Origin of the sequence: Bacteriovorax sp. BSW11_IV (genome assembly GCF_000447755.1) — a bacterium.
Lineage (GTDB): Bacteria > Bdellovibrionota > Bacteriovoracia > Bacteriovoracales > Bacteriovoracaceae > BSW11-IV.
Map to the genome: position 1 here is coordinate 15,211 of NZ_AUNE01000054.1, position 18,398 is coordinate 33,608.

Annotated in this window: 14 protein-coding genes and 1 pseudogene; 4 read left to right on the forward strand and 11 right to left on the reverse strand. The window is 38.6% G+C overall.

The window, feature by feature from the left end; all coding sequences use genetic code 11:
- Window positions 1-56 precede the first annotated feature (56 nt).
- Both M899_RS15910 and M899_RS15915 read left to right on the forward strand, forming a co-directional pair.
- On the forward strand, window positions 57-2,108 hold the full coding sequence (locus M899_RS15910; protein ID WP_021272515.1) for an alpha-ketoacid dehydrogenase subunit alpha/beta: 2,052 nt from the start codon (window positions 57-59) through the stop codon (window positions 2,106-2,108).
- Window positions 2,109-2,315: 207 nt separating this feature from the next.
- Window positions 2,316-3,905, forward strand: coding sequence for a methyl-accepting chemotaxis protein (locus M899_RS15915; RefSeq protein ID WP_021272520.1), 1,590 nt, complete (start codon window positions 2,316-2,318; stop codon window positions 3,903-3,905).
- On the opposite strand, the gene M899_RS18600 is transcribed toward M899_RS15915, so the two are convergent.
- The 6 genes from M899_RS18600 to M899_RS18080 form a co-directional block, all read right to left on the reverse strand.
- Entirely contained in the window at window positions 3,898-6,138 is a 2,241-nt protein-coding gene (locus M899_RS18600; RefSeq protein ID WP_021272498.1) for an adenylate/guanylate cyclase domain-containing protein, read from the reverse strand. The two genes, M899_RS15915 and M899_RS18600, sit on opposite strands and share 8 nt — an antisense overlap.
- A gap of 11 nt (window positions 6,139-6,149) precedes the next feature.
- Window positions 6,150-7,727 (reverse strand): tetratricopeptide repeat protein, encoded by a 1,578-nt coding sequence (locus M899_RS15925; protein WP_021272497.1) that lies wholly within the window; start codon window positions 7,725-7,727, stop codon window positions 6,150-6,152.
- Between the two features lie 84 nt (window positions 7,728-7,811).
- Window positions 7,812-9,194, reverse strand: a complete 1,383-nt coding sequence (locus M899_RS15930; RefSeq protein WP_021272524.1) for a FecR family protein — start codon at window positions 9,192-9,194, stop codon at window positions 7,812-7,814.
- Between the two features lie 175 nt (window positions 9,195-9,369).
- On the reverse strand, window positions 9,370-9,723 hold the full coding sequence (gene arsC / locus M899_RS15935; RefSeq protein WP_021272517.1) for an arsenate reductase (glutaredoxin): 354 nt from the start codon (window positions 9,721-9,723) through the stop codon (window positions 9,370-9,372).
- An 11-nt stretch (window positions 9,724-9,734) separates the two neighbouring features.
- Window positions 9,735-10,403: a hypothetical protein gene (locus tag M899_RS15940; protein ID WP_021272513.1), complete on the reverse strand. Its 669-nt coding sequence runs from the start codon at window positions 10,401-10,403 to the stop codon at window positions 9,735-9,737.
- On the reverse strand, window positions 10,400-11,101 hold the full coding sequence (locus M899_RS18080; RefSeq protein ID WP_052610372.1) for a DUF3943 domain-containing protein: 702 nt from the start codon (window positions 11,099-11,101) through the stop codon (window positions 10,400-10,402). Before M899_RS18080 ends, M899_RS15940 begins: the two co-directional genes overlap by 4 nt.
- Window positions 11,102-11,163: 62 nt before the next feature.
- On the opposite strand from M899_RS18080, the gene hemF reads away from it, so the two are divergent.
- Together hemF and M899_RS15955 are read left to right on the forward strand one after the other, a co-directional pair.
- The gene (gene hemF / locus M899_RS15950; protein ID WP_021272505.1) at window positions 11,164-12,057 is read left to right on the forward strand and encodes an oxygen-dependent coproporphyrinogen oxidase; all 894 of its coding nucleotides are present in this window, start codon (window positions 11,164-11,166) and stop codon (window positions 12,055-12,057) included.
- Between the two features lie 164 nt (window positions 12,058-12,221).
- Window positions 12,222-14,651, forward strand: coding sequence for a hypothetical protein (locus M899_RS15955; protein WP_021272519.1), 2,430 nt, complete (start codon window positions 12,222-12,224; stop codon window positions 14,649-14,651).
- Window positions 14,652-14,765: 114 nt separating this feature from the next.
- On the opposite strand, the gene M899_RS18465 is transcribed toward M899_RS15955, so the two are convergent.
- The 5 genes and pseudogenes from M899_RS18465 to sufC all read right to left on the reverse strand — a co-directional run.
- On the reverse strand, window positions 14,766-14,930 hold the full coding sequence (locus tag M899_RS18465; protein WP_021272502.1) for a hypothetical protein: 165 nt from the start codon (window positions 14,928-14,930) through the stop codon (window positions 14,766-14,768).
- A gap of 112 nt (window positions 14,931-15,042) precedes the next feature.
- Window positions 15,043-15,606, reverse strand: coding sequence for a NifU family protein (locus M899_RS15960; protein ID WP_021272499.1), 564 nt, complete (start codon window positions 15,604-15,606; stop codon window positions 15,043-15,045).
- Between the two features lie 43 nt (window positions 15,607-15,649).
- On the reverse strand, window positions 15,650-16,867 hold the full coding sequence (locus M899_RS15965) for an aminotransferase class V-fold PLP-dependent enzyme (protein ID WP_021272501.1): 1,218 nt from the start codon (window positions 16,865-16,867) through the stop codon (window positions 15,650-15,652).
- Between the two features lie 10 nt (window positions 16,868-16,877).
- The gene (sufD, locus tag M899_RS15970; RefSeq protein ID WP_021272522.1) at window positions 16,878-18,107 is read right to left on the reverse strand and encodes a Fe-S cluster assembly protein SufD; all 1,230 of its coding nucleotides are present in this window, start codon (window positions 18,105-18,107) and stop codon (window positions 16,878-16,880) included.
- Window positions 18,108-18,124: 17 nt separating this feature from the next.
- Window positions 18,125-18,398: pseudogene (gene sufC / locus M899_RS15975) on the reverse strand (Fe-S cluster assembly ATPase SufC); the annotation flags it as partial.

Below are 18,398 nucleotides of genomic sequence, written 5' to 3' on the forward strand. Positions count from 1 at the left end.
GTTAATTAGGTTTTTTAAATTCAATTACTTATTGTTACTTTATAGAGGAAAGAATTATGGCAGTAAAAGTTAAGCCTACCAAGAAGTACACGTTAAAAAATACGGACAAAAAACTTCTTAAGAAATGGTATGAGATTTTAACTCTAGGACGCATGATTGATGATCGTGCCCCTAACTATCTAAAGCAAGCAATCGGTTGGTCATACCACGCACCATGTGCTGGTCACGATGCGATTCAACTTGCTATTGGTCAGACTTTCAACAAAGAAACTGATCACCTTTTTCCATATTACAGAGATATGATTACTGCTCTTTCTGCAGGCCTTACTGCTGAAGAGTTGATTCTAAATGGTATTTCAAAAGGAACTGACCTTGCTTCAGGTGGACGTCACATGTCTAACCACTTTGCAAAACCAGAGTGGAATATTCACAACGTTTCTTCTTGTACAGGAAACCACCCTCTACACGCAGTAGGTGTTGCTCGTGCAATGGATCGTTATAAGCACCCAGGTATTGCAATCTCTTCTCAAGGTGAGTCTTCTGTATCAGAAGGTTACGTTTACGAAGCGATCAATGGTGCATCTAGAGAAAAACTTCCAGTTGTATTTGTATTCCAAGATAACGGTTACGGAATTTCTGTTCCTAAGTGTGACCAAACTGCCAATGAAATTTGTGCAGAAAACTTCATGGGATTTTTAAACTTAAATATCATCATCTGTGATGGTAAAGACGTTTTTGATTCAATGAACGCTATGGAAGAAGCTAAAAAGATTGCTCTTGAAAAAAGTGAGCCAGTAATCGTACACGCAATGTGTGTTCGTATCCACTCTCACTCAAACTCTGATAAGCACGAGCTTTATAGAGATGAGCAAGAAAGAGCTGAAGCAGCTGCTCAAGATCCATTAGTTGCTTTTAGAAATGAACTTGTTAAAGCAAAGCTTTTCACAGAAAAAGAACTTGATGCAATTGATGCTGCTAAAAAAGAAGAGCTACTAGCTGCTCACACATCTGCTATGCAAGCTCCAAACCCAACTCCTGAATCAATTTACGATTTCGTATACGCTCCAGCTCACGTGCCAACTAAGTACGTGGATGGAACTCACAACGAAAGTGGTGAAGAAGTGAAGTTCATTGATGCTATCAATGGAACTTTAAAAGCAGAATTTAGACACAACCCAAATACATTTATCTGGGGTCAAGATATGGCCAACAAAGATAAGGGTGGTATCTTCAACGTTTCAAAAGGTATGCAACAAGAATTCGGTAAAGAGCGTGTATTCAACGGTCCGATCGCCGAAGACTTTATCCTTGGAACGGCAAACGGTTTCTCACGTTTTAGAAAAGATATTCGTGTTGTTGTTGAAGGTGCAGAATTTGCAGATTACTTCTGGCCAGCAATGGAGCAATACCTTGAGTGTTCACACGACTACTGGAGATCAAACGGAGCTTTCGCACCAAACGTGCTAATCCGTCTTGCTTCAGGTGGTTATATCGGTGGTGGTCTTTACCACTCACAAAACCTTGAAGGAAACCTTGCAGGTATTCCTGGTGTGAGAATTGTATGTCCTGCATTTGCTGACGATGCTGCTGGTCTTTTAAGAACGGCCATGAGAAGTGAAGGGCCAACTCTATACCTAGAGCCGAAAGCTCTTTATAACGCTAAACAAGCGGCAACTGTTGTTCCTGAAGACTTTGAAGTTCCTTTTGGAAAAGCACGCGTAAGAAGAGAAGGTTCAGATCTAACTGTTGTGACTTATGGAAATACGGTTCACCACTGTCTAGAGGCCGCTGAGAAATTAGCTGCTGATGGATATAATATCGAAGTTATCGATCTTCGCTCTCTAATTCCTCTAGATGAAGAAACAATTCTTGCTTCAATCGCTAAAACAAATAAGTGTCTAGTAGTACACGAAGATAAAGTTTTTGGTGGATTCGGTGGAGAGATTGTTGCTCTAATCAATGAGAAAGGATTTGAGCACCTAGACGCGCCAGTGAAGCGTGTTGGTTCGACATTTACTCCAGTTGGATTTAACAGAATCCTTGAAAGAGCTATTCTTCCAAACACTGATCGCGTTCTTGCGGCCATGAAAGAAACACTTAACTACTAAGAAATAATGGCCATACTCTTTTGATTAGCAAGAGAGTATGGCACATTTTCAGAATAATCAAAACTCCTCATCTTTGGCCTTCCATTCTAACTATATATTTATTCGATCAATATTGTTCTAAATCATAAAAAGTTTCTTTTTGGCCCAAAAACAACTGAAAATAGATGCCATTAATTAGATAATTTCTCCACAAATAAGGAATACTCCATGAGAGGAATAAGCTTAAACACAAAAATTTTGGCCCTGACTCTAGGTCCATTTCTATTGTTCAACGCCATTATGTTGGCGGCCTCATACAAAACGACTAAAGAGGCCTTAATGCAAGAAAAGCGTTTTGTTCTTCAAGATGTTATTTCCACTGCTGAAGATGTTTTGCAATATTATGCAGATCAAGTTCAAGAAGGAAAAATCACTGAGGCCGAGGCCAAAGAGCATGCGAAAAATTATATTGTTCGTCTTCGTTATGGTCGCGAACACGATGATTATATTTGGGCACAAGACTTTGAACCTAATATGATTATTCACCCTACAAGTTCAAAGTTAAATGGTACTTCTTTGAAAGAATTCAAAGACAAGGCCGGTAAAAAGTTTTTCGTTGATATGGCGGTTATCGCAAAGAAAGATGGTGAGGGATACGTTGATTATATTTGGTCAGATAAAAAAGATCCGACTAAAAGTGCCCCAAAACTTTCTTATGTTAAATCATTTAAACCATGGGGCTGGGTGCTTGGGACTGGGATTTATATCAATGATGTAAATGATTATATTTCAGCTCTTATGATGAAATATATTGCTTTTAGTGCGTTTGGTATTCTTGCAATTTCGTTTCTTATAAGCTTTGTTATTAAAAGGGGAGTTTCAAGGCCACTTCTCGAAATCGCTGACAACTTAAGGACTTCTGCTCAAAATGTTACCAAAGGTTCTGATACGACTTTTGATACTTCAAAAGTTTTATCAGAGGCCACTTCTCATCAAGCGTCTTCACTGCAAGAAACAGTTGCTTCAATTGATGAAATATCGGCGATGATTAATCGCAACAGCGACTCGGCCCAAAATTCTAGAGAAACATCTGTACGCAGTCAAAGTGCTGCCGAAGATGGAAAAAGAACTGTCGATGAAATGCTTGATGCCATCCATGACATTTCAAATTCAAATTCAAAAGTTATGGATCGTATGACTCATTCAAATACACAAATCGGAGAGATTCTTGATGTCATTAAAGAGATCAACACTAAAACCAGTGTTATTAATGACATCGTTTTCCAAACAAAACTTTTGTCTTTTAACGCTTCTGTCGAGGCGGCACGAGCTGGGGAGAGTGGAAAAGGTTTCGCCGTAGTTGCCGAGGAAGTTGGAAATCTTGCTACTATGAGTGGTAAGGCCAGTGAAGAAATTAGAAGTCTTATTGAAACGAGTATTAAAAAAGTTGAAGGCATCGTTTCTGAAACCACAAGTATGGTTGATGTTCTTATTAAAGAAGGTAAGGAAAAAGTTGAGGGCGGAACTAGTAAGGCCCGTGAGTGTAAAGATGCTCTCGATGCTATTTTAGGCAATGTTGTAGAAGTGAATAGTAAGGTTACCGAAATCGCCGAGGCCTGTCGCGAACAGTCTTTGGGAGTAGATGAAATTACACGGGCTATGAGACTTTTAGATTCAGTGACTCATCAAAATAATCAAGCGGCCTCAAGTGCGTCGGCCTCTGCTGAGTCTCTTAAGAAAGAGGCCGAAAAACTTGATCAGGTTGTGTTCGAAGTTATCGGCCTTGTAAATGGTCAAAAAGAAAAAATCGCTATTTAGAAGTTAGAGTATACACTCCATCCCAATCTGGAATAGGGGGATTCACTTTATATTCTTTACAGCGCTCCAAATAGATTTCAGAGGGGTTTGTCTTAACCCCTTTGAGTTCTGGAAATCTTTGATATTCAAGTTCAAGTGTTTTTGTAAAAAGCTCTATGGCCATATCCCATTCTTGCTTCTTGTAATACTCGATTCCCGCTTTAAAGAATTTTGAAAGTTCATGCAAATAGGGTTCACCAGTTGTTTTAAGACCAAGAAGCTCAAATGTTGTTACAGGTACTGATTTACCCACAACGCGAATTGTATCGAGTTCTCGCCATAAGAAGTCATCACCAGCAAGTTCCACCGTTTCTTTTGATACTTGAGTGAAAATTCCATACTGCTTGGCCGATTCTTCTAAACGTGCGGCCAGGTTTACAGAGTCTCCCATCATGGTATAGTTCATACGTGAAGTTGAACCCATATTTCCCGTCACGATTTCACCAGAGTTGATACCAATTCTCATTCTCATATCGTGAACGATTTGAGGCCATTTCTCGCCCTCTGAGAGCCATTTTTTTCTAAGCTCTAAAAGAGTTTCCTGCATTCTGTGAGCAACCATACATGCTCTTGCTGCGTGATCAGGCAGTGGCATAGGCGCCCCAAAAAATGCGATAATGGCATCACCCTCGTATTTATCCAGAGTCCCGTTTTCTTCTAGAAGAATGTCTGTCATGGCCGTGAGGTATTCATTAAGAAGTTCAACTAATCCTGTGGCAGAAAGTTTTTCTGAAAAAGTCGAGAAACCTTGGATATCCGTAAAAAATGCTGTTCTTACTCCTGAGTCACCACCAAGCTTTGGAGGCTCTCCGTTTTTATACATCTCATCAATAAGCTCTGGCGAAATATAGTTTCCAAAAGCACTTTTTAAAAAGGCCTTGTCTTTATTGGCCAAATAGAAGTGTAGGAAAGTATTCCATGAATAAGTGGCCATAACACTAAAGAGGCAAAAGAATAATTTAATCTCATAACCTTCGGGTGTTAGAAAGTAAGTATCAAAAAGATAAAGGCCTGCACTTAGTAAAATAACTCCCGCAAGATCAAGAATCGGATTGCCAAAAAATTGAATTAGAAGAATAAGAACTGTTCCAATAATCAGAAGCGACCAAGAATAAAGTGTTGATTCAGAGTGTGGCTTAAAAAATCTTCCGTCTAAGAGCATATTGGTAAAATTCATGTGAAAATATACCCCAGGAAGAATGGGATCAATGGGAGTATGTCGAAGATCGTATGCCCCAAAGGCACTTGCCCCAACAAAAACGGCCGTGCCATCAAAGATGCTTTTCATTTTTTCGTCATTATCTCCTGCCGAGATGATGTCGTAGATAGGAACTCTTGGAAATTGATTTGGTCCACCAAACCATCTCACTTTAGATTCCCCTTTATAATTGACTTGCATACGACCCTTAGTCGTTACAAGTTCACTTTTTTCAAGTCCTAAAAGTTCAAGTGTCGTTGAATCACCTGTTAAATGCTGATAAGTCGAAAGGGCGTATGAAGGTAAGTAGATTGTATCGATATTTCCAACCAGACGATAATGTCTCATAATTCCATCTGAGTCAGCGACAACTTGAATGTGACCAAGGGCCGCATCTGAATCGAGAAGTTTTGGAATAGGGTAAACTGATTTTGAAACTTTACTCTCAATGAGATTCAGACCTTCTCTTTGTTTCGCGTCCATTACGTAATTGTACAGATGCTCAGGCATTTCTTCATAGAAGTCTTCGTCGGCCTGATAAAGAGTTACAAGTGAATAGGGAAGAATGACTTTATTTCCTGGCTTCTCTTGAAAATTCACAATGGAATCGAAAAATTCTCCATCTGGATCATCTGTTCCACAAACTTTCGTTTCTTCACCAAAGAAAACGTCAAATGCAATAACTTTAGCACCAAAAGTATTGAGCTTGCTAACAAGGTGAGACCAAGTATGACGTGTCACGGGCCACTGGCCAAGTTTTTTTAGGGAATAATCGTCGATATCGGCCATCACAAGTCGTTTATCAACTCTTGTCATGTCAAGGGACTGCCTCATTCTAAAGTCGTAAAAACGATCTTCAAAAAATGAAGTATAGTAGAACATCTTTTTTAGATCGGCCCTATCAATCTCCCTTTCCGCAATGGCGAAAAAGACACTGATCGCTGAAAAGGAGATAATCAGCACTAGTCCAAAGTACTTAACGATTTTTGAAAACATGGTTTTATTCCCTAAAAGTCGTAATTGATTTCAGTTGCAGTTACGTGCTTAGTATATTCTTGAGTAGATTCTAAAGAAGTATTCTTAGTGTAGTTGTAACTGAAATCGATGCTTAATGAATCTGTTATATTACGAGTGAGTTTAAAGTAGGGATTCCATGTCTTCTCTGTTCCTCTTGCTTCGCTCTTTGCCTCATTTTCATACGTCGTCATTGTAAGAGAGAGGGCCAAGTTTAAAGTCGTTTTGAACATGAAATTTGGACGGATATAGTCTACACGAAATAAATTTGTCGTTGTCGATGACTCTTCATTATTGAAGTAGTCATTCATATCCATTTGCCATAAACCAATAAGAAGACTTCCACTATTTAGTATGGCCACTTGATCGAACGAAACAACTTTGGAATCGTAGTGATTTGTTTCTGAATATGAGTTAAATGACTTGATTTTAAATTTTAAAGTAGATTCACCAAAATTGAAAAACTTTAATCTTTCACCAAAAACAAAAGTCGTCGTGCGGTTATTAAAAATTAGATTATGATCTGCATTTATGTCACGTTTTTTATAATCATATTCTATGTCGAAAATAAATGAAGCTGGTGCATTGAACATTTTATGTTCAAATTTTGTTCTTAGCTTTGAGCCAATTTGATAGTAATCATTTGTATAAACGCTAGATGTGTCTTGGTTTTGATGTCTAAGATAATCATAAGTAATTACGGGTTCAATTTGATATCTTCTTTTAAAAACCATTTTATAACTTGCGTATAAACTCGTATTAAAAAGAAAACTGTCTTCTTGTGATGAAGAAACGTCTGGCGTATCTGAAGATAAAGTGATGTTGTTATCGTACTCCATGCTCTGTGAGAAGCTTAGGCGATAGCGCTTACTTGGAATTGTGCGACCATTGACCATCAGATTTGGGTCTAGTCCAAATTCCTTTTGAACTTCTTTCAAACGACGAATGGCATCTTGGCCAACAGATGATTTCTCATCCATTTTAATTGTTAGTTTATATTGTGGGATAATATAGCTCTCAACAATACGACTCGCATCTTCTTTTGCTCTGGCCATTTCAAGCATGACTTCTGCAAGTTGAAAACGAGAGGCCTGGGCCAAATCATTTGATGTTTCTTTGTCATTTAAGACTTGTTCATAGAAGCTTTTAGCGCGTTTGTGCTCTTCTAAAATTTGTGAGATGTGAGCGATATAGTACAATGAAGTAGGGCGCTTATAATTGCCTTTTGCCGCTTTATAAAATGCTTTTCTCGATTTATCTAAATCGTTCTTAGCATAAAGTGCCTGTCCTAATTCGTAGTAGAGGTCTTCTGATTTATTTCCCGCTTTAAGCGCCATGGCCAGATAATATGCGGCCTTATCAAACTCTTGAAGTCTTGCATAACTAACACCGAAGAGATAGTACTTCAAACCAAGAGTTTCTTTAGAGTCTTTGATTTGTTTTAACCCTTCTATTACTTCGACATAGGCCCCTTCAGTGAATGAACTATAGATATTCGTGAATTCTTTTGGCGTCTGTGCAAAGGCCGCACCAGTAAGTAAAATGGCAGTAAGAAGAGTCGGAAACTTCATTTTCTTTCCTTGAAAATAAAGAGGGCCCTCTTCGTGAGGGCCAACTAAAATAACATATTGAGTTTATTATAAAATGAAATTCTTTTATTGAGAACGAATGATCACTTTTACCCGTGAAGTTCTTGACTGTTGAACAGTGTTATTTGTTTGTTCAATTAACTTATCACGATCCTCAACTAAAACATCTGAGTTAAATTCTGGTGGCGGAGCTAGTGGTCTAGTTCCGTCAACTAACTCTGGGCCTTCTAATGGAATAGGCTCCATTGGTTTCGTTTCATTGATATTCATTACTGGAGGCTTCGGTGGGGCCTTAGGGTCAGTGCTCGCAGGAAGTCTAGAGTTCGTGTTAAGAACCATATTACCATTGGCCATAAGCTTATAAGTTGTATTCACATACTGGCCAGTTCTGGCATTAAATGTTCCCATCTCTTTTGGTGGCACATATGTTTTTGTCACAGCATCGAAGGCCGAACCAGCTGGTGGTGGAATATACTGAGCAGTCTTTAGATCCACAAAGCCACCTGATGGCGGAGCAAAGGCCCCTGTTTCTTTATCTTTAAAACCTTCTGGTGGGGCGAATTTAATGTCTTTTGGACCTTTAATGGCCATTGCCTTTTTCATATTGTCTGCACCCACAGCTCCAGCAACTTGCTTGGCCACAGCAGAAGTATCATTAGCAAATTCCTTGCTGTTTACGCCTGGAGGAATAGGGCTTTTAAATGTTTTAGTGGCCGAAGTTGTTTCGCTTGTGGCCGCTGGAGTTTCTGCTCCGGTCTCATTTTTCTTAAGTACATCAAACTGTGCAGGGTTAATTTTAATAGGCTCGTTAGGTCTATTAGATCTTGCTGGCGCAACACCTGAGAATTGACCTTGCTTTACCATTACCGCATTTGGACCTGAAACAATGGACTCTAAATTCTTTTGAGAAAATGAGCGTGCCTTTTCAATGGCATCAATTTGTCCCATGGCAACAGCTCCCTCGAATGTAATTAGAGTTGTGTTGTCATTTTCCGGAGAGTAGTTAACTTGGAAATCTGTACCACGAACACCCATGGCGGCAGTTTTTGTTTTGATGAAAAGCTTTGAGCGATCTTTATCATCCATCTTCATATAGTCTTTCGTAACTTTTGAACGAAGCTGACCTTTCATCAGAGTAATGATCCCAGCATCTTTTTGTGGAAAAGCACTGATTTCCATTTGTGAGTTTGGACCCAAGTTCATTTGCGACTTATCAATGAGTAAGAATTTAACAAAACTCTTATCTTGAGTTTGAACAACTGCACCTTCTGGAAGCCAATCGTTCTTATTAATTTTAGTCATCTTGCCATCAATTTTAGCGCTGACATCCCCGCGGACAATAATGGCCTTGGCCACGCCGTTTTCACTTGCCACAACAATGTCGGTGGCAAAGAGATAGAGCGATGTAAAGCTCAGCAATAAAAAACTAAATGTCGTTAAAAATCTCATAAATCCCTCATGGAGTGTGGGGTTTTCTTTTAGTGTTTATCGACATTATAGAAGGCTTCTTTACAAGAAAAACTAAGTTACTGAAAATTCGTATTAAATATGAAGATCTATTGGCAAATGTGGCTTTAAAAGTAGTCAAAGGGCCCAAATATTAAGATTGAACCCTACGAAATTATTAAAGAAGGGCAAGCATATTTTCTGGAGGGCGTCCTACAATGGCCTTCTTGCCATTGGTAAGGACAGGGCGCTCTAATAAAACAGGGTTTTCAGCAACAACTTTGGCCCATTGTTTTACAGACATTTTCTTATCTTTGAGCTCAAGCTCTTTAAAGGCGGCCTCTTTTGTACGAATAAGCCCATCAAGGGGTTCAAGGCCTGATGCCAGAAAAAGCTCTTCGATTTCTTTTGCTGTGATTTTTTCTGTTAAATATAGCTTAACCGTTAAAGACACTTTTTTTGCTTCAAGAAGGGCCAGCCCTTCACGACTTTTTGAACATCTTGGGTTGTGATAATAAGTATAGTTTTTCATCGCTACTCCTTTTAGAAAATAACGAGACCCATATTCACCATCCAAGTAATCGTTTTGATTCCCTGACGGCTTTCTTCTTCACTAAGAATTTGAATCTCTTTTGAATTGGAAATATCAACAAGTGATACTTTTCTCGATTTATAGTAACTGAAAAGAAGCTGAATAAAAACCGGTCTCAATTCTTTTTCTTCGACTTGTTCTTCGACACCAATTGAAGCGACAATTCCACGGGCATCGTAAGAGAGTTTTGTATTTGAAAAAGATGTATTATTTGAGGTGAAATTATCGAGGTTAATACTATGAAGAACCCAAGATGGACCGATGGAACCAAACAGCGCCCAGTTTTTATAGATGTTAAAATCTAGGGTGTATTTGAGAGTTGGAGTGAAATCCACTGTTCTAATTTTTCCTGTTCCTTGAATCATATTTTTATGGACTTCAAAGCGAATATTTTCAACTTTTCCCACATAGGCATTTGAGCTTAGGAGAAATTCCAAGTTTTCTAACTTGTAGCCAAAGCTCGATGAAAGGCCATAACCACCAAAGTCATCGTTCGATTCTAAGCTTGTTCCCATTGTTGTCTTGGCCGCAAGGATACCGCCTCTTAGAACAAGTTGATTGGAGAATCCGAATGAATTAAGTGATGCTAAAAATAAAAGAAGAATTGAGATATATTTCAAAACGACACCGATACGTTTAACATCGCCTTTTTCTTATCTACATAAGGTAAAAGTCGAACACGCCCTTCGTAATACCAAAATAAAGTATGGGGATTGATTGCATGACCCAAGAACCTTCCCATAAAGTTACCCGTATTCAAAAGATACATACTAAGTTTTTCTATCCCAAGACCAAGTACGGCCCCTAGTACCGGAGTTGTATAAAGGTCTTGTATACTTGCAGGCTCAGTATAGTTCTCTACAGTAAACTCAAAGAGGGTAGAAGAAATAAAGGACATCGCAAGAGAATTGATATTGTTGTAACCGTTAGCACGATAGTAAAGATATAATTGCGAGCCAGAAATGGGATGAACGACCCAATTCCAAAAGGGCTCATCTTTATCAAAGACAACCTTTCCAAAATTTCTTCTATAATTGGAAAATGAGCCTTTCTTAAAAGTCTTTGGTTGCGTTAGAGGATAGACAATCCAAGAGGCCACATAAATACCACCAATATGGCGCATATTTTCTTTTAGTTCATGGTCTCTTTCTCTGTATCCGTAGAAGTAGCTTTTTTCACGTACTGATTTAGACAGTAATTCTTCATTCTTTGTTGTTACTTGGACAGGGGCTTCTGGTTGTGAAGCGTGACTTATTGAAGCGTCAAAAAAGGCGAAGATCATTAAAAAACTAATGAATATCTTTTTTATATCATTCATGAGTTCACACAATAGGAATAGTCCGTTATATAATTGAAATCAATATTAATGAGGTACCCAAAATGTTAGAAGAATACAAGAATATTTTTGCGAAGCATGTAGAACATTTACAAGATGAGATCACTAGTAAACTACGCGAACTAGATCCATCCATTAACCTTGTTGAAGATATTTGGCAGCGTGAAGACGCAGCGGGAAATGATGGCGGTGGCGGCAGAACGAGGGCCTTTACAGGCGATGTTATTGAAAATGCTGGGGTCAATATTTCTCTCGTGCATGGTAAGTCTAATCCAGATTTCATCAAAAAGATTGGTGGAGATGGAGATGAATTTTGGGCCACTGGAATCTCATTGATTATTCATCCAAGAAACCCGCGCGTACCGACGGTTCATGCTAACTTTAGAATGATCCAGGCCGGTTCAAAATTTTGGTTTGGTGGTGGTGCCGATCTCACGCCTTTTTATCCTCACACTGAGGACTTTAAATATTTCCACAATATCTGGAAAAAGGCGGTTGAACCCTATGGTTATTATGAAGAGTGGAAAGAAAAGTGTGATCAATACTTTGTAAATAAACACAGAAATAATGAAATGCGTGGAGTGGGCGGAATCTTCTTTGATCAATTTAATACAGGTAATGTTAAAAATGATGTGGAGATGATTAAAGACATTTCTAATTATTTCATCGAATCTTACTTTCCAATTGCGCAGAAAAGAAAAGATGAAGAGTTTACGGCCGAGGACGAAGACTTCCAATTGCACCGCAGAGGCCGTTATGTGGAGTTTAATCTCCTTCACGACAGAGGAACTCACTTTGGTCTTCAAACAAATGGAAGAACGGATAGTATCCTGATTTCTCTTCCTGCTCGTTGTAAATATACATATAAATATGCTCCGGCAGAAAATGGCCCTCATTTTGAAATGTTAAAGTACTATTACCCACAAAAGTGGGCATAATTTTAATGGCCCAAGCCTTGGGCCATTTCACTCAACCTCTTGAATAGAGGTGTTCAAAACTAAATCCTTTGAGATTTGTAAGAAAATTGACTAAGACCTCTGTAGACTAATACTAAAGAGATTTTCTCAAGTATCCGAAACGGATAACGGGAAAGGAATAAATTATGAAAGTATGGTCTAAAACAACGCTTATTTTTTTAATCTCATTGAATTCGATGGCCTTGCCACTTGGTAAAAATTGGCCAAAGCACTACCTTGGGATCAATCAAGATGGTGATCAGATTCGAAATTGCGCTGAGAATAATGACTCAATACATTTAGAGGTTCTAAAAATAGTCTCGAACTTAGACATATCTTCATGTGATGTTATTTACAGTAATGATGAAGATTTCTGTAGATGTTTTAGAGAAAATACGGGAAGCGTTCGTCTCACCAAATTACTTGAAACAGTTCATAAAGAAGGGCCTAGATTGGACGCTCTTTATCGTCAGATGCTTTATGGAAAATTAAATGAAGGTTCTAAAGATCAAATCAAAAGTCTTATGACTGATATGGCCATCGCTGATGCAAGAGCAACTAATGCTGGTCATGGTGAAAAGGCATGTTTTAGAAACTTTTTAAGTGAGGCCGCAAAAAATCAAGACTTCTACTATTCAAGAACTTTAATTGCATCTTTTTATGGAAAATTTAGAGAATCACCTATGCTTCAAGCTAAAAAAGATGAAGTGCTGGCCAATGAAAATATGTCAAAGGGTCAAATCAATGATTATTGTGAAGCACCTGTTAAGAAGATGATGGCCATGATGGAGCTCGCGAATAGTGGTAATTATAGTATAAAAGATGTTTTTTCAATTGATGCAAAAAATAGGGAAAATGCAATTGGTGGTCTTCATAAGATGCAACAATTTCTTCCCGAAGAAATGAATGCCAGAAGTATGTTGAATACTTACTATTGCTTAAACTTCGAAAAAGCAAATAACGAAGAGTTAATTGCAAATAACGAAAAAAGACTTCAAAGCGGTAGACAAAGAGAGGCCTTTGCTAATGCAGTAAGAAGATTTGATGAATATGCTAAGGAAAAGGCGCAACTAGAGGCCGAAGTGAAAATGACTGAAGCTGAAATGAGTAAGCTTGCCAATGTTGTTATAACGGCAAATGCTCAAATTGATGAAATTGAAAATAGAATTGCGACAGAAAATTTATCAGATGAACAAAAAGAAGCATTACAAACTCAAATTACTGCATTGAAAAAAGAGGCCCAAGACGCAACTCTTACTCGAAAAGAGAAGGCCGACAGATTAGTGGCCCTAAGAAAAGATCTTGCTACGGCAGATGTTCGTTTGACATCCTCTCAAAAAGCTAAAGATAGTTTCAAAGCAAGTAAAGAATACGAAAGTAGAATTAGAGCAGAGATCAATGCAGGTGTTTCTGGAGAGGCGTTATCTGCAAATAATGTCATCATTGTTGAATCGGGTGGAAGATTGGCCGCAGGAAATGAATTTTTCGCTGATAAAGATTCAATTAACGATGCTAGAGTTGAGGCCTATTCAAGTGGTGGGTCATTAAATAAGGGCGCAGTTGATGAAGTTGTTGCGGACAATAGTGTTTTTGCTCAAGAGGCCGCGCTTATGAATTCTTCTAGCAACCAGACTATGGCGCCTAATCAAAATCTTTTTGCTTCGGCAATCCCTGTTGCCAATGATTTTGTGAATGCCAAAAAATCCCTGAAAAATAATGGAATAGGTGATGATAGTGCCGCAGATATTATTAGAGAGGGTGTTGGAAAAATCAATGAAGCAGCAATTGCTCAGAAAAAGAAATTACAAGATGAAGAGCAATTAAAAGATGAGTCCCAAAGACAGGCCCAGTCTGATGCAAATTTCAAAAAGGCCATGGATATGTTTAATGAGTCAAATTCAAAAATTTCAGCACTTGAAAAGAAGCTTGCTGATTTAGAAAAAGAAAAAAATGAACTTGAGAAAAAGTCAAAGGCCCCTGTGACATCATCAACAGCAGCATCTTCTTCAAATTCTCAATTTAAATTCCCTAGCTCTTCTAAGAATGATCGTACGGTATCATCTTCAAAGAGCAATGAAGGAAACTCAAGATCTGTTGCAAGTATAGGTGATTCACGTCTGGCACAGGCCGGTACAAATAATGTGAGCGCACCAAGTTCTGCACTAGGTTCAACCTCAGCTTCAATCTCTGCAGCGAAGAGTTCAGGAGCTTCTGGTTCTTCGGTCGGGTCAAGTGCATTCTCACTTACTGAGGTTAAAAATGCTGATGTAAAAGCACTTCCTAAATCTCTTGTCATGGCAGTGGATAAGGCCTTTATGTCACTTTCTCCGTCTGAACAACAGGCGTATCTTGATGAACTAGTTGCTGGCAATGAATTTATTTATGTTAAATTTCCAGATGGTAAAGTTGTAAAAGTTGAAGGAAAGGGTGACGAGAAAAAAGCTTCTCAAAATAGTCGTTCAATCGCAACGATTGATAAAGAAAAAGCAAATATCCTTAGACAGATTGATCGAGCAAGACAAAGACACTCTGATCTCAAGGCGCTTATGAAAGATGTAAAAGTAGAAAATAAATAAGAAGAAAGGCCCTGCAGATGCAGGGCCTTTTTTTTTGAGATTGCGAAAACTGATAAAATAGAGAAGTCTGTTTATTTTACTAAACAGCATAGGGAAAAATTGGGAAAGTCTTATTTAGGACTTATTTTTGCTTTTTAGATAAGTTGTTAGTGTGGAAATGAGTGTCTCGTCGCAATCCACTTCTATATTTAAATTCTTCAGAAGCCTTTTTTGTTCATCCATGATTCTTTCTAATTCCGAAAGTTCACTTAATAATTCAAGACAATTTCTTATAACCATAACCCCTCCATGGTGAGTATCGGATAGTTTATTTGTCTTCTTTAATAAAAGTATGGCATATCAAACAAATTGTCAACACAAAAAACAACCCCCATTTTCAGGGGGTTATATTTTAAAATTCTGGAGCGATGTAGACATCTAGATTTGGGTTGTACTCATCTCGTAGGATGGCCTTGATGGCCTCTAGAGTACCAGTTGTTGAGCTTGGGCAGGTTCCACAAGCTCCTTTATAGCGAACAAGAAGAACATCGTCTTCGTAGCTAATAGTTTGGATATCTCCACCATCGGCCTGAAGACCTGGACGAATTGTTTTATCAAGTATTTCTTCAATGGCCAATAATTCTGGACTAAGGGCCGCTCTTCTTTCGGCCTCTGGATCTGGATCATAGTAGCCAGCGTCGTGTTCAGGCAGATAATTTTTAAGTGCCTGGTCAATTTTTGGCATCATCTCATCCCATGCTTCATAACCGAATTTAGAAAGAGTGATGGTATTTTCAAAAAAGTGAAGTTGATCAACTCCTCTGATTGTAAACATTTCAAGTGCGAGCTTGTTTTCTCCACACTCCATCGGTGTTTTATACGTTGAGTTCCCTTCGTTTTTAACTGGTCTGTCTAGGATCAGTTTAATCGCGTTTGGGTTTGGTGTTGGTTGGACGTGAAATGAAACTTCTTCCATATAATTATGCCTCTTTAAATCCTTTTTAAAATCCTTCTATATTTTAGAGAAAATCTTTTGTCTTAATAATAGCTGCCACGAGTGCATCAACTTCTTCTTTTGTATTGTAAATCGTAAAAGAGGCCCTTGCAGTAGCGGGAACTCCCATACGCTTCATTAGGGGTTGTGTACAATGGTGACCTGTTCTTACAGCAATTCCTTGGCGATCAAGGAGAGTTCCAATATCATGGGGGTGTGCTCCGTCCATTACAAATGAAATAACAGCTGACTTATCCTTTGCTGTCCCAACGATGCGAACACCTTCGATAGCAGAAATTTTTTCTGTCGCATAAGTAAGAAGTTCGTGCTCGTAATTGTAAATATTGTCGATTCCAAGGCCCGTGATATAGTCGATGGCCGCTTTGAATGCAATAACTCCTGCAATATGGGGTGTCCCTGCTTCAAACTTATGAGGCAGAGTGTTGTAAGTCGTTTTTTCAAAACTCACAACATCAATCATATCGCCTCCACCTTGGTAAGGCGGTAGTTTATTGAGGATTTCTTCTTTTCCGTAAAGAACGCCAACTCCCGTTGGACCGAACATCTTATGTGATGAGAAGGCCATAAAATCACAATTGAGGGCCTCTACGTTAATTTTCATATGCGCTGCCGATTGAGCAGCATCAACTAAAAATAGGGCACCGTGAGCATGGGCCAGTTCAATCATCTTTTTGATGGGATTGATCGTTCCAAGTGCATTTGAAATATGGGCACAAGCTACAAGTCTTGTTTTATCACTAAGAAGTTTACGATATTCGTCGAGCTTAATTTCACCACTGTCATTTACTGGGATCTCTACAACTTTGGCCCCTACGCGTTCACAGGCCATTTGCCATGGTACGATATTTGAGTGGTGCTCCATTGTTGAAATAAGGATTTCATCTCCTGCTTGGAGAATACCTCTTGCGAGACAGTCGGCAACAAGATTAATGGAATCAGTTGTTCCCTTTGTGAAAATGATTTCATGGTCATGTTTAGCATTAATAAATTTTTGAACCGCAAGACGAGTCTCTTCAAACTTTCTCGTTCCTTGCTCACTTAAAAAGTGAACACCGCGGTGAATATTGGCCGCTTCCAAAGAATAGTGTTTGTTTATCTCTTTAATGACGGGAGCGCATTTCAATGTCGATGCTGCATTGTCGAGATACACTAGATCCTTGCCATGAACTTTTATGGCAAGCTCTGGAAAATCTTCTCTGATTTTTTTAGGGTCCAAACTCATTTATTAATCCTTATAAATGCTCTAGAGCATATTGTTCAAAATTTTCAAAAAGCAACTTCGACAAAGTTTCTCTAACAGTTTCTTTAGAGATCATGTCGATGATCTCACTTGCATAAGCATGGCACAGAATTTTCTGAGCACGTTCACGCTTAATACCGCGAGATTCTAGATAGAAGACTTCTTCTTCACTAATTTGACCTACTGTGGCCCCGTGGGCACACTTTACGTCATCAGCATAAACTTCAAGTTGAGGTCTCGTATCAACTTTGGCCTTCTTACTAAGAAGAAGGTTCTTATTTAATTGAGAAGAATTAACTTGTTGTGCATCTCTGTGAACAACAATTTTTCCAGTGAAAGCACCGCGAGATGAATCATCAAGGATCCCTTTGAAGAGCTGTTCACTTTCTGTGTGTTCTTTGTTGTGATGAATTTGTGTGAAGTTGTCCACGTGTTGTTCATTTCTAGTTGCGTATAGACCATTCACAAGTGCGCTTGCTCCTGGTTGATTAAGTTCAATTCTTACATTATTGCGAGCGAGTTTAGCACCTAAAGAGAAAGTAAAAGTTCTTACATTTGCATCTCGTTCAACAAAAGCATTTGTCGCACCAATATGGATCGCATTTTGTGATTCAATTTGAGCTTTAATGTGCTCAATCTTTGCACCACTTTCTGTATGAATCTCAGTGACATTGTTTGAAACATATTCACCTTCATCACTGGCCGCAAATACTTCGATGACATCGGCATTCGAAAATGCGCGAGCATTAATGTGAATTTTTGAAAAAATGTTCTTTCCATTTGCACCATCATGAAGATGATAAATAACAATTGGAGCTTCAATGATGGCGTTTTTTTCGATCGTTAAAACTAAAGTCTTAACAGTCATGGCGCTATTTAATTGAGCAAAGGCCTCATTTTCTTTTGTTGCTGTCGTGGCCTCTTCACTAAGTGTGATGCCACTGGCAAGGCGAGAAAGCTTCGCATTGTATACGCCGTTTGAGAGAACAACAAAGTTTTCACCTGTGCGCAAAAGCTTTAGAAAGTTTTCTTCTTTAATATTTTCCAGATGAGAAGCAAGTTCTACATTTTCTGGTAGTGCTTTTGAAATATTAGTATATTTCCAAGCTTCGTTTTTCTTTGTCGGTAAACCTAGGGCCTTGAATGAATCAAGGGCAATTTGTTGCTCTTTCGTTTTCGCAACATCATTGGCCAGGTTTATATAATTTTGTTCTACAGTCATGGATAAATCCTATTTAATTATTGGTGATCCTTAATGAGCCAGTCGTAACCTTTTTCTTCCAGTTCAAGGGCCAATTCTTTTCCACCTGATTTAATGATTTTTCCTTTATAAAGAACGTGAACATAATCAGGAACAATATAATCAAGAAGTCTTTGATAGTGAGTTACTAGTACAACGGCATTGAATGGGCTTTTCAGCGCATTTACACCTTTAGCAACGATTTTAAGGGCATCAATATCAAGACCAGAGTCTGTTTCATCTAACAGAGCTAGTTTCGGGTTCAAAATGGCC